The 15,190-nt window shown below is 66.9% G+C and carries 13 protein-coding genes and 2 pseudogenes; 8 read left to right on the top strand and 7 right to left on the bottom strand.

Annotated elements, in window-relative coordinates:
- Nucleotides 1-35: 35 nt before the first annotated feature.
- The 4 genes from A9973_RS00075 to ltaE all read left to right on the top strand — a co-directional run bounded on the left by A9973_RS00075 (nt 36) and on the right by ltaE (nt 5,713).
- Entirely contained in the window at nt 36-1,337 is a 1,302-nt protein-coding gene (locus tag A9973_RS00075; RefSeq protein WP_220805314.1) for an MFS transporter, read from the top strand.
- A 308-nt stretch (nt 1,338-1,645) separates the two neighbouring features.
- Complete coding sequence (gene acs, locus A9973_RS00070; RefSeq protein ID WP_183011760.1) at nt 1,646-3,625, top strand: acetate--CoA ligase; 1,980 nt, start codon at nt 1,646-1,648, stop codon at nt 3,623-3,625.
- Nucleotides 3,626-3,750: 125 nt separating this feature from the next.
- Nucleotides 3,751-4,638 (top strand): DMT family transporter, encoded by an 888-nt coding sequence (locus A9973_RS00065; RefSeq protein ID WP_183011759.1) that lies wholly within the window; start codon nt 3,751-3,753, stop codon nt 4,636-4,638.
- A gap of 64 nt (nt 4,639-4,702) precedes the next feature.
- Nucleotides 4,703-5,713 carry a low-specificity L-threonine aldolase gene (gene ltaE / locus A9973_RS00060; RefSeq protein ID WP_183011758.1) on the top strand — a complete coding sequence of 337 codons (1,011 nt, stop codon included), beginning with the start codon at nt 4,703-4,705 and terminating at the stop codon, nt 5,711-5,713.
- A gap of 15 nt (nt 5,714-5,728) precedes the next feature.
- Here the strand turns inward: ltaE and A9973_RS00055 are convergent, their stop codons facing one another.
- The 6 genes from A9973_RS00055 to A9973_RS00030 form a co-directional block, all read right to left on the bottom strand.
- Entirely contained in the window at nt 5,729-7,054 is a 1,326-nt protein-coding gene (locus A9973_RS00055; protein WP_183011757.1) for an aspartate aminotransferase family protein, read from the bottom strand.
- A 130-nt stretch (nt 7,055-7,184) separates the two neighbouring features.
- On the bottom strand, nt 7,185-8,066 hold the full coding sequence (locus A9973_RS00050; RefSeq protein ID WP_183011756.1) for a GntR family transcriptional regulator: 882 nt from the start codon (nt 8,064-8,066) through the stop codon (nt 7,185-7,187).
- Between the two features lie 136 nt (nt 8,067-8,202).
- Nucleotides 8,203-8,547, bottom strand: coding sequence for an antibiotic biosynthesis monooxygenase (locus A9973_RS00045; RefSeq protein ID WP_183011755.1), 345 nt, complete (start codon nt 8,545-8,547; stop codon nt 8,203-8,205).
- 14 nt (nt 8,548-8,561) lie between these two features.
- Nucleotides 8,562-9,647, bottom strand: a complete 1,086-nt coding sequence (locus A9973_RS00040; protein WP_183011754.1) for a cytochrome P450 — start codon at nt 9,645-9,647, stop codon at nt 8,562-8,564.
- Nucleotides 9,648-9,718: 71 nt separating this feature from the next.
- The gene (locus tag A9973_RS00035) at nt 9,719-10,585 is read right to left on the bottom strand and encodes an NAD-dependent epimerase/dehydratase family protein (RefSeq protein WP_183011753.1); all 867 of its coding nucleotides are present in this window, start codon (nt 10,583-10,585) and stop codon (nt 9,719-9,721) included.
- Between the two features lie 19 nt (nt 10,586-10,604).
- Nucleotides 10,605-12,251: an electron transfer flavoprotein-ubiquinone oxidoreductase gene (locus tag A9973_RS00030; RefSeq protein ID WP_183011752.1), complete on the bottom strand. Its 1,647-nt coding sequence runs from the start codon at nt 12,249-12,251 to the stop codon at nt 10,605-10,607.
- 113 nt (nt 12,252-12,364) lie between these two features.
- On the opposite strand from A9973_RS00030, the gene A9973_RS00025 reads away from it, so the two are divergent.
- From A9973_RS00025 to A9973_RS00015, 3 genes are all read left to right on the top strand, one after another.
- The gene (locus tag A9973_RS00025) at nt 12,365-12,814 is read left to right on the top strand and encodes an acyl-CoA thioesterase (protein WP_183011751.1); all 450 of its coding nucleotides are present in this window, start codon (nt 12,365-12,367) and stop codon (nt 12,812-12,814) included.
- 288 nt (nt 12,815-13,102) lie between these two features.
- On the top strand, nt 13,103-13,801 hold the full coding sequence (locus tag A9973_RS00020) for a CoA transferase subunit A (protein ID WP_054423951.1): 699 nt from the start codon (nt 13,103-13,105) through the stop codon (nt 13,799-13,801).
- A 12-nt stretch (nt 13,802-13,813) separates the two neighbouring features.
- Nucleotides 13,814-14,467 (top strand): CoA transferase subunit B, encoded by a 654-nt coding sequence (locus A9973_RS00015; RefSeq protein ID WP_169271940.1) that lies wholly within the window; start codon nt 13,814-13,816, stop codon nt 14,465-14,467.
- A gap of 72 nt (nt 14,468-14,539) precedes the next feature.
- Here the strand turns inward: A9973_RS00015 and A9973_RS00010 are convergent.
- Nucleotides 14,540-14,941 (bottom strand): annotated as a pseudogene (locus tag A9973_RS00010) (IS3 family transposase); the annotation flags it as partial.
- Nucleotides 14,942-14,992: 51 nt separating this feature from the next.
- Between A9973_RS00010 and A9973_RS00005 the strand changes: the two are divergent.
- A pseudogene (locus A9973_RS00005) lies at nt 14,993-15,190 on the top strand (IS256 family transposase); the annotation flags it as partial.

Genomic DNA, 15,190 nt, shown 5'->3' with positions numbered 1-15,190 from the left:
AGCCGCAGCATCCGGAGCCGTCTGCGGACGGTTCCATGCCGGCCACCGGGGCAGGGCGCGCGAGCCCCCTGAATCCCGGGGTGGCCAAACGCGAGGTCTGGGCCTGGGCCATGTACGACTTCGCGAATTCCGGCTACACCACCGTGATCCTCACGGCGGTGTTCAGCACCTATTTCGTCGGCGTGGTCGGCGGGCGTGCCCCGTGGGCCACGCTGGCCTGGACCGCGGCGCTGTCGCTGTCCTATCTGCTCATCATGCTGACGATGCCCACGCTGGGCGCCCGCGCGGACGCCAGCGGCAGCAAGCGCCGCCTGCTCTACACCAGCACTATCGGCTGCGTGGCCGCGACCCTGGTGCTGACGCAGGCCGGGCCGGGCGACGTCTGGCTGGCGCTGGCCGCCATCGTGGTGTCCAACTACTGCTACTGCGTGGGCGAGTCCGTGGTGGCGGCGTTCCTGCCTGAACTGGCCAGGCCTGCGGCGCTGGGCCGCGTGTCCGGCTGGGGCTGGAGCTTCGGCTATTGCGGCGGCATGCTCACGCTGGGCCTGTCGCTGGTCGTCGTGACGCAGGCCGAAGCGCGCGGCATGACGGCGGAGCACTTCGTGCCGTGGGTCATCGTCGTCACCTGCGCGGTGTTCGCGCTGGCGGCGCTGCCGTCCTTCTTCATGCTGAAAGAGCGCACGCGCCCGCAGGCGGACAAGCCGCAAGCGCTGCACATGCTCAAGCGCCTGGCCTACGCCTGGCGCGAGACCGGCCAGCACTTCCCCGAGTTCCGCCGGCTGCTGATGTGCATCGCCTGCTACCAGGCTGGCATTTCGGTGGTCATCACGCTGGCGGCCGTGTATGCGTCCGAAGTCATGGGCTTCACCACGCCGCAGATCATGCTGCTGGTGTTCACGGTGAACATCGGCGCGGCGCTGGGCGCGTTCTCGTTCGGCTACGTGCAGGACCGCATCGGCCACAAGCCGGCCCTGGCGATCACGCTATGCGGCTGGATCGTGATGGTGCTGGTCGCCTACGCGGCGACGACGGCGCCGGTGTTCTGGGTGGCGGCCACGCTCGCCGGCCTGTGCATGGGCACGACGCAAAGCGCGGGCCGCGCGATGACGGGGGCGCTGGCCCCTGCCGGCCGTCTGGCCGAGTTCTTCTCGCTGTGGACGTTCGCCGTGCAACTGGCCGCGGTGATTGGTCCGCTGACCTACGGCCTGGTGACCTGGGCCACGCACGGCGACCACCGCCTGGCCATCCTGGTGACCGGCCTGTTCTTTGTCGGCGGCCTGGCGCTGCTGTCTCGCGTGGACATGAAGCGCGGCCTGGCCCGCCGTCCCGCCGCCTGATCCTCCGCGCCGCGGCGGGCTGCTATCCTTATGAACCGCCTTCGATGCATCGCGCGTTGCGATGCATCGAGCGGATTGCTCTGCACTGCTATGCAGGTGCGTTGTCAGCTTGTTCGTGCCGCTGGGGTCGACGCCGTTCCGGTGTGTCCCGCCCTGAGCCGGCGCCGTCAGGTCTTTCGCGTTCACGTGCGTATGCGGGCTCCGGCCCGCATTTTGCGTAAGGTGCCCGTAAGAGCGCGGCGATACGGTGGCGGGTGGGTAATAAAACAGCAGCACAAACAACAGAATCACCGATTGGAGACAAGATCATGTCGAATGCCATTGAGTCCGTACTGGTAGAAACCCGCGTCTTTCCGCCGCCCGAGCGTGCGGCGCAGGGCGCGGCGATTCCCAGCATGGACGCCTACAACGCGCTGTGCGCCCAGGTCGAAAGCGATTTTGACGGCTTCTGGGCCGGACAAGCCCGCGACAACCTGAAATGGACCAAGCCGTTCACGCAGGTGCTGGACGAATCCGACGCCCCGTTCTACCGCTGGTTCGGCGACGGCGAACTGAACGTCTCGGCCAATTGCCTGGACGTGCACCTGACCAACGGCAACGCCGACAAGACCGCCATCATCTTCGAAGGCGACGACGGCACGGTGAACAAGGTCAGCTACCGCGAACTGCTGGCGCGGGTGTGCCGCTTCGCCAACGGCTTGACCGCGCTGGGCTACAAGAAGGGCGACCGCGCCATCATCTACATGCCCATGTCGATCGAAGCCGTGGTGGCCATGCAGGCCTGCGCGCGCCTGGGCGTGACGCATTCGGTGGTGTTCGGCGGCTTTTCGGCCAAGAGCCTGCAAGAGCGCATCGTGGACGTGGGCGCGTCGCTGGTCATCACCGCGGACGAGCAAGTGCGCGGCGGCAAGACCATTCCGCTGAAAGTCGCGGTGGAAGACGCCATCGCGATGGGCGGCTGCGAAGCCATTTCCAAGGTCGTCGTGTACCGGCGCACGGGCGGCAAGGTGCAATGGACCGAAGGCCGGGACCTGTGGATGCATGACGTCGAGGCCGGCCAGCCCGACACCTGCGAACCCGTGCCGGTCAACGCCGAGCATCCGCTCTTCATCCTCTACACGTCCGGCTCCACGGGCAAGCCCAAGGGCGTGCAGCATTCGTCGGCGGGCTATCTGCTGTGGGCGCTGCTGACCGTGAAGTGGACCTTCGACGCCCGCAAGGACGACGTCTACTGGTGCACGGCCGACGTGGGCTGGGTCACCGGGCACACCTACATCACCTACGGCCCGCTGGCCGCCGGCCTGACGCAGGTCGTGTTCGAAGGCGTGCCGACCTACCCGAACGCCGGCCGCTTCTGGGACATGATCGCGCGCCACAAGGTCACGACGTTCTACACGGCGCCCACCGCCATCCGTTCGCTGATCAAGGCGTCCGAGGCGACGCCCGAGGCGCATCCGAAAAACTACGATCTGGACAGCCTGCGCATCATCGGCACGGTGGGCGAGCCCATCAACCCCGAAGCCTGGATCTGGTATCACAAGAACATCGGCCGCGAACGCTGCCCGATCGTGGACACGTGGTGGCAGACTGAGACCGGCGGCCACATGATCACCCCGCTGCCGGGCGCCACGCCGACCAAGCCGGGTTCGTGCACGCTGCCGCTGCCGGGCATCGCCGCGGCCATCGTGGACGAGACCGGCGGCGACGTCGAAAAGGGCAACGGCGGCTTCCTGGTCATCAAGCGCCCGTGGCCCGCGATGATCCGCAATATCTGGGGCGATCCGGAACGCTTCAAGAAGAGCTACTTCCCGCCGGAGCTGCGCGGCTATTACCTGGCCGGCGACGGCGCGCAGCGCGACGCGGACGGCTACTTCTGGATCATGGGCCGGATCGACGACGTGCTGAACGTGTCGGGCCACCGCCTGGGCACGATGGAAGTCGAATCGGCGCTGGTGGCGCATGAACTGGTGGCGGAAGCCGCCGTGGTGGGGCGCCCCGACGACACGACGGGCGAAGCCGTGGTGGCGTTCGTGGTGCTCAAGCAGGCACGTCCGGAAGGCGCCGAGGCGCAGGCCATCGCCAAGCTGTTGCGCGACTGGGTGGCGAAAGAGATCGGCCCCATCGCCAAGCCCAAGGACATCCGCTTCGGCGACAACCTGCCCAAGACGCGTTCGGGCAAGATCATGCGCCGCCTGTTGCGCGTGGTGGCCAAGGGCGAGGAAGTCACGCAAGACGTGTCCACGCTGGAGAACCCCGCCATCCTGGAACAACTGGCCAAGCCCCTGTAACGGCATCCGGCCGCGCGCGGCCGGCGTCCTGCAACAGGACGGGAGCATAATGTCAGACGCCCGCACCGGTAATCCCCGGTCCGGGCGTCTTTTCTTTTTATTTCCCTCAAAACGGAGCCATGGAAGTGAGCCGCAGCAGTTTCGATCGCGCAGGGTTGGCACTGATGCTCAGCACCATCGTGGTGTGGGCAGGCAGTTGGATCGCGATGAAGCTGATCGTGCCCTACATCGGTCCGTTCGACTTCGTGGCGCTGCGTTACGTGACGGGCAGCCTGGTGCTGTTCGCGCTGGCCATCGCCACGCGGCGGCCGCTGGCGATGCCGCCGTGGAAACTGACCTTGCTGATCGGCTTGACGCAGACGGCGGGGTTTCAGGGCTTCGTGCAGACGGCGCTGGTGTCGGGCGGCGTGGGCAAGGTCTCGCTGATGGCCTATACGATGCCGTTCTGGGTGGTGCTGTTCGCGTGGTGGCTGCTTGGCGAGCGCCCGTCCATCCGGCACGGCCTGGGCATCGGCCTGGCGGCGGTGGGCCTCGTCTGTTTCGTGGAACCGTGGAACGGCCTGGGCGACATCCGCCCCGTGCTGCTGGGCCTGGGCAGCGGCCTGTGCTGGGGCGTGGGCACCGTGCTGTCCAAGCGGATGTTCGAACGCCATGCGCCCGATGTGATGACATTCACCGCCTGGCAGATGCTGTTCGGCGGCTTGGTCATGGTGCCGGTGGCCTATCTGGTGCCGCAGATGACCGCGCAGTGGAACTGGCCGCTCTGGACGGGCATGGCCTACATCGTGCTGATCGCGACGGCGGCCGGCTGGCTGCTGTGGCTGCAGGTGGTGCGACGCGTGCCCGCGGCGATCGCCGGGCTGTCCAGCCTGGGCGTGCCCGTGGTCGCGATGTTGCTGGCCTGGGCGATCCTGTCCGAACGCCCTTCGCTGGGCGAAGTGGGCGGCATGGTCCTGATCCTGGCCGGCATTTTCGTCGTCAGCCGTGCGGCGCCGGCGGCGCGCGCGTCCTGATCCGGCCTTCCGCGCCCACGCCCGACCCCTTTTTCCGATTCCGTTCCCTCTCCAAGGATTTCCCATGATCGATCTGCGTAGCGACACTGTCACACGGCCTTCGGCGGCCATGTTGCAGGCGATGGTTTCCGCCCCCCTGGGCGACGACGTGATGGGCGACGATCCGACCGTGATCCGGTTGCAGGCGGCGGTGGCCGAGCGCGCGGGCAAGGCGGCGGGCCTGTTCTTCCCGTCCGGCACGCAAAGCAATCTGGCCGCGCTGATGGCGCATTGCGACCGGGGCGACGAATACCTGGTGGGGCAACTGGCCCACACCTACAAATACGAAGGCGGCGGCGCGGCGGTACTGGGCAGCATCCAGCCTCAACCCGTCGAGCATGCGGAAGACGGGTCGCTGCCGTTGGAAAAACTGGCGGCGGCGGTCAAGCCGCTGGGCGATTCGCACTTTGCGCGCACCCGGTTGCTGGCGTTGGAGAACACCTTCCACGGCAAGCTGATTCCGGCCGCCTACATCCAGGCCGCGACGGACTGGGCGCGCGGGCTGGGCCTGGGCACGCACCTGGACGGCGCGCGCGTGTTCAACGCGGCCGTGGCCAGCGGCAAGCCTCTGGTCGACATGTGCCGGCCGTTCGATTCGGTGTCCATCTGCTTTTCAAAGGGCTTGGGCGCGCCGATCGGTTCGGTGCTGGTGGGCAGCGGCGAGCTGATTGCCCGCGCGCACCGCTGGCGCAAGATGCTGGGCGGCGGCCTGCGCCAATCCGGCGTGCTGGCGGCGGCGTGCCTGTACGCGCTGGAGCACAACGTCGAGCGCCTGGCCGACGACCACGACAACGCCCGAGCGTTGGCCGAGGGCCTGCGCGCCATTGCCGGCGTCAAGGTCTTGAGCCAGGACACCAACATGGTGTTCGTGGAATTCGAGCCGTCGCGCTGCGATGCGTTGACGGCGGCGCTGGCCAGCGAAGAGATCCTGATGCGCGCCGTCTACGGCGGCCCGACGCGCCTGGTGACGCACCTGGATGTGTCCGCCGACGATGTGCGGCGGGTCGTCCAGGCCGTGGCGCGCCATCTGGCCTGAGCGGCGCGGACGGGGTCAGGCGCTGGCGCGCAGCACGTCCGCCAGCACCGTGAACAGCTCGTCGATCTGCGCGCGTTCGATGATGAGCGGGGGCGACAGCAGCATCGTGTCGCCTGCCGAGCGGATCAGACACCCGCGCTCCAGGCAGGCGTTGTGCACCGCATGCGCGCGCTGGCCCGGCTGGCCTTCCAGCGGCGCCAGTTCGATCGCGGCCAGCAGGCCGATGTTGCGGATGTCAACCACGTGCGGCAGCCCCTTCAGGCTGTGCGCCGCATCTTCCCAATAGCGCGACAGTTCCTGGCTGCGTTGGAACAGGCCTTCGCGGCGGCAGACGTCCAGCGTCGCCAGGCCGGCCGCGCACGCGACCGGGTGGCCCGAATACGTGTAGCCGTGCGCCAGTTCGATGGCGTTTTCCGGCCCCTGCATGAACGCGTCGTACACATGCCGCTGCACCAGCGTCGCGCCCATGGGGATGGCGCCGTTAGTCAGGCCCTTGGCGCTGGTGATGATGTCCGGCTTCACGCCGAAGTAGGGCGACGCGAAGGCGCCGTCGATGCGCCCGAACGCGCAGATCACTTCGTCGAAGATCAACAGGATGCCGTGCGCGTCGCAGATCTCGCGCAGCCGCTGCAGGTAGCCGCGCGGCGGCACGATCACGCCGGTGGATCCGGCGACCGGCTCGACGATGACCGCGGCGACGGTCGAGGCGTCATGCAGCGCCACGATGCGCTCCAGCGTGTCGGCCAGGTGGGCGCCCCAATCCGGCTGGCCGCGCGTATAGGCCATCTGCTGGCGGTCATAGGTATGCGGCAGGTGGTCCACATATGGCAGCAGATTGCCGAAGGGCTTGCGGTGGCCGCCGATGCCCGACACCGACAAGCCGCCGAAGCCCACGCCGTGGTACGAGCGTTCGCGCCCGATCAGCCGCACGCGCTGGCCCTGGCCGCGCGCCCGGTGATAACCCAGCGCGATCTTCAAGGCGGTGTCGACCGCTTCCGATCCGGAGTTCGAGAAGAAGACGTTGGAGAACCCCGGGGGCGCTTCGGCGCACAACGCATCGGCCAGCTCGAAGGCCAGCGGGTGGCTCATCTGGAACGACGGCGCGTAGTCCAGTTCGTGGGCCGTGCGGGCGATGGCCTCCACGATTTCCGGTCGGCGGTGGCCCGCGTTCACACACCACAGGCCCGCGATGCCGTCCAGCACGCGGCGGCCGTCGGGGCGGATGTAGTGCATGCCTTCGGCGGCGCTGAACAGCACGGGATCCCGCTTGACGCGCCGGTTGGCGGTGAAGGGCATCCAATAGGCTTCGGGACTGGGGGGGGAAGAGGGAAGCGACGGCATGGGCGATCCTGCTGCGGGTGATTTCAGGTTCGCTTATTTTGTATTAAATAAATGATAAATACAATATGGGTCGTGCTCAAGGCAGCATGTCGGCTTGTTGGGCGGGCGCGGCGAGCGGGCCGAGGTAGTGTCAGGAGGCTTGCAGCGAGGCTTTCAGGTGGTGGCGCATCAGTTGGGCGGCCCATTCCTGGTCGCCCGATTCCACCGCGCCGATGATCTGCAGGTGTTCATTGGTGGAGTTCACGAAGCGCGCGTCGCGATAGAACGCGGCGTGTTCCTCCAGCCGGCGCAACTGGTTCTGCTGCTGCACCGCTTGCAGGATGTAGCGGTTGCCGGAGAAGCGGGCCAGCAATTCATGGAAGGACGTGTTCAGCGCGAAAAAATCGGTGGCCGAGATGTCGGCGTCGTCGTGCTGGATCAGCGCTTCGTGCGCGGCGCGCATGCGCGCCAGCGCCGGCTTGTCGACGCGGAACGCGGGTTCCAGCAGCCCCGCGCATTCGATGGCCATGCGGAAGCGGTAGCTTTCGTTGAGCGCTTCGGCGTTCTCCAGCGAGGGCGCGAATTGCCAGCCGTGCCCTTTGCGCTTTTCGATCAACCCGTCGGCGGATAGCTGCAGAAGCGTTTTGGCCAGCACGCTGCGCGCAATGCCATACCGTAGGAGCAGGTCGCGTTCCGTGAAGGTCTCGGGCAGGCCGCGCGATGCGCGGTCGTCGATCAGGCGGCGGTAAAGCTCGTTTTGTGTAGGGCCGGCGCCTTCGATCAACGGGGCGCCCGCCGTCGCGTTGTCCGCGACGGTATAGCCGCTGTTGGGACGGTGCGTGATCAGGCCCTGTGCGGCCAGCAAGCGCAGCGCGCCGCGCACCGGTGTGCGCGACACCTTGTAGGCCGCGGCCAGAGCCTCTTCCGACAGGTGGTCGCCCGGCCGGTGGCGCCGCGCCACGATGTCTTCTGCGATATGGCGAGCCAGATCGACTTGCAGCGGCGTGGGGCGGGCGGGGGCGGCGGTGGACATGGCGCGTCGGCGTGGCGGTAAAAAGGGCGGCAGAAGGGGAATGGTACCGGAGCGCCGCAGGCCGACGTGCAGGGGTAAGTGCCGTCTCGTGAATTTTATTGGAAATTAATACAAAACGACGTGAATCCAGTGCCCCTCAACCATGCCGGCTGCGGCTATCGGACGGCGCCTCGTCGCGTTCGGCCATGCCGTAGTCCCGCAGCACCTGCGCGACTCGCAGGCGATAGTTCTGGAACACGACGCCGCGCCCCGCTTCCTGCGCGCGGCGGTGCGATTCCAGCGACCGCCAGCGCTTCACCGCCTCTTCATCGCGCCAGAACGACAGAGACAGCAGCTTGCCCGGCTGTGTCAGGCTTTGGAAGCGCTCGACGGAAATGAATCCGTCGACGGCTTTGAGCTCGTCGATCAGGCCGGCGGCGATCTGCAGATAGGGATCGGGGTTGCCATTGGCGGGTTCGACTTCGAATATCACGGCGATCATGGTGCGGGTTCCTTTTAAAACGCGAATTGCGGCACGCGCGCATTGGGCAGCGGCCGATAACGGAAACGGAAGGCCAGGGCCGCGGGGTCGGCGCCGGCCCGCAGCAGGTGGGACAGCGCGCTCGCCGCATGGTGGCGCGCCAAGCCTTGGCCGGGGCAGGCGTGGCCAAGCGCTCCGAACGTCCAGCTGGCGTCGGGCTGCACGGACGCGGCGGCGGCCAGCACCAGCAACACGGTCTGGCCGGCTTCGATCCGCTGGCCGCCGACCGTGAGCGTGTCCGCCAGGAACCGCCGCGTGTTGTGCAGCGGCGGATCGTGGCGGATGACGTGGCCGACGATCGCCTCGGCATCGGCGCTGGCCTCGGCGGCAGCCAGGCCGCGCCTGCCCGCATGGACCAGCGTGTTGCCCAGCAGCCCGGCGCCGGCTTCGCCAGACTGGAACAGCAGGCCGGCAAGGTTGGCCGCCAGCACCGCAACGGGGATGTCCGCGCGGGCGCCGTCGTCGCGCAGCGTGCGCAACGCCGGGGCGACGTCATCGGCAAGCAGGAAGGATTCCAGACGGGTCTGCAGCGCGCGGGCGGCGGCATGTCCGGCGGCGACCTGGCTTGCATCCGCCGTGGCGGGCAGGGCGGACAGGAAGGCGGCGATCTGCGCTGCGCTATCGGCCTGCAAGGCGGGGGCCAGTCCCAGAAAAGCGGCTTGCGCATGCACCGGCGCGGCGGTCAGCCAGTGGTCCACGGCGGCGGCGTCCGTGGCCGGCATCGCGGGCCATTGCGGCGTACAGGCCCGCGCGCCTTGTTCCTGGATGAATGCGGCCAGCAAGCCCTTCAGCCGCGTGTGCACCGCGCTATCGTTCATGCGCACGAAGCGGCCGAACAACTCGCCGGCCGGGCCGCCACACAGGCCTTTCGGCACGGGTTCCGACGGCGGCCGGACGCGGGCGGCGGGGGCGCGCATCACGGCCAGGATCGTGTCCGGATGGCTGGCGATCCAAAGGTCCAGCGCGTCGTCCCGGTACAGCGGTTTTTCGCGCGCCAGCGCGGCGTAGTAGGGGTAAGGGTCGGCGTGCGTGACGGCAAGCAGGGGGGGGGCGGGAAGCATGGCGTGGCCGGTGGTGGATCCGGCTGCCAGTATCCGCCGCCCGCGCACGCAACGATTCGGTGCCGGGCGAACTATGCCTGCGCCGTGCCGGCTGGAGGGGGGCCGCCCGCTGCCAGCAGCGCGGCGTACCCGGGCCGGGAATCCGGCCACTGCAGCGTGAACCCGCTTGCCCGCAGCCTGGCGTTGCTGAGCTTCTTGCTGCCCACGTTCGCCGGGGCGGGCGCGATGCGCGGCGCGGGCGCGCCGATCATCGCGGCCAGGTCGGCATACAGCGCATGCAAGGGCAGCGGCGTGTCGTCGCAGCCGATGTAGACGGGGTCCGCCGTGGGCAGCAGCGCCAGGTGCACGACCGCCGCGGCCGCATCGTCGATATGGATGCGGTTGGCCCAATGCTCGGGCTGGACGGGCGCGCCTGCCGCTCCGCTGCGCAGCCGTTCGATCAATTGCAGCCGGCCCGGCCCGTACAGGCCGGCCAGCCGCAGCGACGTGGACGACAGGCCGCGCACGGCCAGCGCCGTTTCCGCTTCCAGCAGCACCTGGCCGTTGAACCCCTGCGGGGCGGGCGGCGTGTCTTCGTTCACCCAGCCACCCTGGTGTTCGCCATAGACGGCGCTGGACGACACGAACACCACGCGCTTGAGCCGGGAGGTGTCCAGCGCGTCCAGCACGGCCTGCAGGCCGTCGATGAAGACGCCCCGGTAGACGGACGCGTCGCGCGAGCCGGGGGCGGGCAGGTGGATCAGCCGGGTCACGCCCTCGGGCAGCGCAGGCAGTTCGCCGGGCCGCGTGATGTCGCCTTGCAGCCAGCGGATGCCAGTGCCGTCGTCCATGGGCGGATGGCGGCGCAGCGCGTGGACGTCGTCGCCGCGCGCCAGGAAGCGCCGGGCGACGCGCTGGCCCAGGTCGCCGCAGCCAATGAGAAGTACGCGTTCCGTCATGCAGGTCACCCCGGCCGGATCACATGCCGCTGTACACCGGCCCTTCGCCGCCTTGCGGCGCTACCCAGACGATGTTCTGGGTCGGGTCCTTGATGTCGCACGTCTTGCAGTGCACGCAGTTCTGCGCGTTGATCTGCAGGCGGTCGTCGCCGTGGTCGTCCTTGATGAATTCGTACACGCCGGCCGGGCAGTAGCGCGATTCCGGGCCGCCGTACTTGGCCAGGTTGACGCTGACCGGCACCGACGGGTCCTTCAAGGTCAGGTGGATGGGCTCGTTTTCTTCATGGTTGGTGTTCGAGATGAACACCGAACTGAGCTTGTCGAAAGTGAGCTTGCCGTCCGGCTTGGGATAGTCGATGCGGGCGCATTCCGAGGCCGGTTGCAGACAGGCGTGGTCGGGCTTGCTGTGGCGCAAGGTCCACGGCATCTTGCCCTTGAGCAGCAGCTGTTCGACGCCGGTCATCACGGTGGCGATGGTGCGGCCCTTCTTGAACCACTGCTTGAAATTGCGCGCCTTGTTCAGTTCGGCGTGCAGCCACGACGCCTCGAAGGCCTTCGGGTAGTCGGTCAGTTCGTCCTGGCGGCGGTCGGCGACCAGCGCGTCGAACGCGGCTTCGGCGGCCAGCTTGCCGGACTTGATGGCGGCGTGGCTGCCCTTGATGCGGGACGCGTTCAGGAAACCGGCTTCGCAGCCGACCAGCGCGCCGCCCGGGAACGTCAGCTTGGGCAGCGACAGCAGGCCGCCTGCCGTGATGGCGCGGGCGCCGTAGGCGATGCGCTTGCCGCCTTCGAACGTGCCGCGGATGGCCGGATGCGTCTTGTAGCGTTGGAACTCGTCGAACGGCGACAGCCAGGGGTTGGCGTAGTCCAGGCCGACGATCATGCCCACGGCCACCAGGTTGTGGTCCAGGTGGTACAGGAACGAGCCGCCGTAGGTGTCGGAATCCAGGGGCCAGCCGGCGGTGTGGATGACCAGCCCCGGCTTGGATTGCGCCGGATCGACTTCCCACATTTCCTTGATGCCGATGCCGTAGGCCTGCGGGTCGCGGCCGTCGTCGAGCTTGAAGCGTTCGATCAGCTGGCGGCCCAGTTGGCCGCGGGCGCCTTCGCCGAACACCGTATAGCGGGCATGCAGTTCCATGCCGGGCTGGTAGTGGTCGGTGTGCGAGCCGTCGCGGGCCACGCCCATGTCGCCGGTGACCACACCGCGCACGGCGCCGTTTTCGTCGTAGAGCACTTCAACGGCGGCAAAGCCGGGGAAGATGTCCACACCCAGCGCCTCGGCCTGTTCGCCCATCCACTTGACGACGTCGCCCAGGCGGACGATGTAGTTGCCTTCGTTGTGGAAACAGGGCGGCAGCAGCCAGTTCGGCGTGGCGCGCGCGCCGGTCTGGGACAGGAACAGGAACTTGTCCTGCGTGACCGGCACGTTCAGCGGCGCGCCTTTTTCCTTCCAGTCGGGGATGAGCTCGGTCAGTGCCAGCGGGTCCATGACGGCGCCGGACAGGATGTGCGCACCCAGTTCCGCGCCTTTCTCAAGTACGCAGACGCCGATTTCCTGATTCTTTTCAGCGGCCAGCTGCTTTAGACGGATTGCGGTGGCCAGGCCGGCGGGTCCACCGCCAACCACGACCACGTCATATTCCATCGACTCGCGTTCAGACATTTGCAAAGCTCCCCGTATGTATTCCATATTTGGCTGGAAGTATTATCGGCGATTGTATTGCAGGCGGAGGCCGTGTACGCCTTCGTATTTCTTTTAGCCTTCAGGAGTAATTGGTGAACCCGGACAATCTGTCTGCGCGGATTCTGGCGGTGGGCGATACCCATCAGGTGGAATTGCCTTTGCGTTGGGGCGACTCAGACGCCTTGAATCATCTGAACAACACGCTGTATTTCCGCCTCATGGAAGAGGCGCGCATGCAGATCCTGTACGACGCGGGCTTCGAATTGCCCGCCGACAACGGCGCCATCCTGGCCCATGCCTCGTGCGATTTCCTGCGCCCGCTGACCTATCCGGCGACCGTGCGCGTGACGCACAAGGTGACCCGCATCGGCCGTTCCAGCGCGGAATTCGAGCTGCTGCTGGAGAAGGCGGGCGACGACGCGGGCCCCTATGCCCGCGGACGCAACGTGCTAGTCTGGATGGACTATGTGGCCAATACGTCCGCGCCGTGGCCGCAGGAAGTGCTGGCGCAGATGGCCACGCAGTTCAAGGCTTCCGCCTGAGGGCGGGCAATCCCGCAGGGGCTCTCCGTTGAAAGCCCGCGCGGAATTGCCCGTCATGCCGTTAAAATCAGGCACAAAATCAAAACAGAAATAAAGGGGCGCGCCACCCTCGGCGCCGCGACCCAGGGACATCGGGCAATGTCGTGCGATGTCGTTGGGGCCGACGCCGGCAGCCGCGCTCCAAGGAAAGACAGGGCCTTCCCCGAATTTCTTGATCCCCAGGCGGGACGGCCGCGCAAGCGGCGGGGCGGGCACTCTTGAGTTCGACCTTAACTAGGAGTTGGAGCGATGGACAAGGTTTTTGCAAGCGCCCAGGAGGCGCTGGCAGGCATCGTCAAGGACGGTCAGATGATCGCCGTGGGCGGTTTCGGCCTGTGCGGTATCCCGGAGGCCCTGATCGCCGCGCTGCGCGATTCGGGCGTGAAGGATTTGACTTGCATCAGCAACAATGCGGGCGTCGACGGTTTCGGCTTGGGCCAGTTGCTCAATACGCGCCAGGTCCGCAAGATGATCGCGTCGTACGTGGGCGAGAACAAGGAATTCGAACGCCAGTTCCTGTCGGGCGAACTCGAGCTTGAGTTCACCCCCCAGGGCACGCTGGCCGAGAAGCTGCGCGCCGGCGGCGCGGGCATCCCCGCGTTCTTCACGCGCACCGGCGTGGGCACCATCGTGGCCGACGGCAAGGAAATCCGCGAATTCGACGGTCAGCAATACGTGATGGAGCGTTCGCTGGTGCCGGACGTGTCGCTGGTCAAGGCGCACATCGCCGACCGCAGCGGCAACCTGGTGTTCCGCAAGACGGCCCGCAACTTCAATCCGAACGTCGCGATGGCCGGCAAGTTCACGGTGGTCGAAGTGGAAGAGATCGTTGACACCGGCAGCCTGGATCCCGATCAGATCCACCTGCCCGGCATCTATGTGCAGCGGATCGTGTTGAACACGACGCCGGAAAAGCGCATCGAACAACGCACCACTCGCCCGGCCTAAGGAGAAGACGACATGGCATGGTCCCGCGATGAAATGGCGGCGCGCGCCGCGCGCGAGCTGCAAGACGGTTTTTATGTGAACCTGGGTATCGGCTTGCCGACCCTGGTGGCCAACCACGTGCCCAAGGGCGTGGAAGTGTGGCTGCAGTCCGAGAACGGCCTGCTGGGCATCGGCCCGTTCCCCACCGACGACGAAGTCGACGCCGACCTGATCAACGCCGGCAAGCAGACGGTGACGACGCTGCCGGGCTCGTCGATCTTCTCGTCCGCTGACTCGTTCGCGATGATCCGCGGCGGCAAGATCAACCTGGCCATCCTGGGCGCGATGCAGGTGTCCGAAAAGGGCGATCTGGCCAACTGGATGATCCCGGGCAAGATGGTCAAGGGCATGGGCGGCGCGATGGACCTGGTTGCCGGCGTCGGCCGCGTCGTGGTCCTGATGGAGCACGTGGCCAAGAAGAAGGACGGCACCGAAGACATCAAGCTCCTGCCGGAATGCAATCTGCCGCTGACCGGCGTGGGCGTGGTCGACCTGATCATCACCGACCTGGGCGTGATGGAAGTCACCGAAAACGGCCTGAAGCTGCTGGAAACGGCGCCGGGCGTGACGGTGGACGAGATCCAGTCCAAGACGCTGGCCAAGCTGGACGTGTCGGCGGTCAAATAAACCGGTTGCCGTCCCGCACATGAAAACGCCCCGTGAAGGTGAACTGACCCCCAGAAGTTGGACGGTCAGAAGCTAAAGCCCGAAGGCCTGAGCTCGGTATTGCACCGGGCTCAGGCCTTTTAGCTTGAGCTTGATGCGGTCGTGATTGTAGTAACGGATGTACTGCCTGATGCCCACCTGCAACTGGTCGATGCTCTCGAAGCGGTTCAGGTGGAAGAACTCGGCCTTCAACGTCCCGAAGAAGCTCTCCATGGCGGCATTGTCCAAGCAGTTTCCCTTGCGTGACATGCTCTGCGTCACTGACCGGGCGGCGAGCATGCGACGGTAGTTGGGCTGCTGGTACTGCCATCCCTGGTCGGAGTGCAGGACGGGGCGGTCTGCCGGACGTAGCCGAGCCAGCGCCTTTTTCAACATGCTGCCCACGAGCTTGAACACCGGTCGTCGGCTGGTTTCGTAGGCCACGATCTCGCCGTTGGGGCCTATCCGGGATTTTGTGTGCGGGGCATATCATGAGGAATAAAGATCATGGATATGCCGATGAAGAAGAGACGCACAGCAGCCGCGCAGGCGGCGGCCCGTGGGCCGCTGCCTGAAGTGCCGGCCGAGTTACTGGACCATCTGGTCAAGGGACCGATGACGCCCAGCGAGGTTCAAGACCTGTTCCTGTCGTTCCAGAAAGCGGTAATCGAGCGGACGATGGCCGCGGAGATGAACCTGCATCTG

Source organism: Achromobacter sp. UMC46 (assembly GCF_014170335.1).
Lineage (GTDB): Bacteria > Pseudomonadota > Gammaproteobacteria > Burkholderiales > Burkholderiaceae_B > Achromobacter.
Note: the sequence above shows the minus strand (reverse complement) of the source record. Positions and strands in the feature narration are given on the sequence as shown.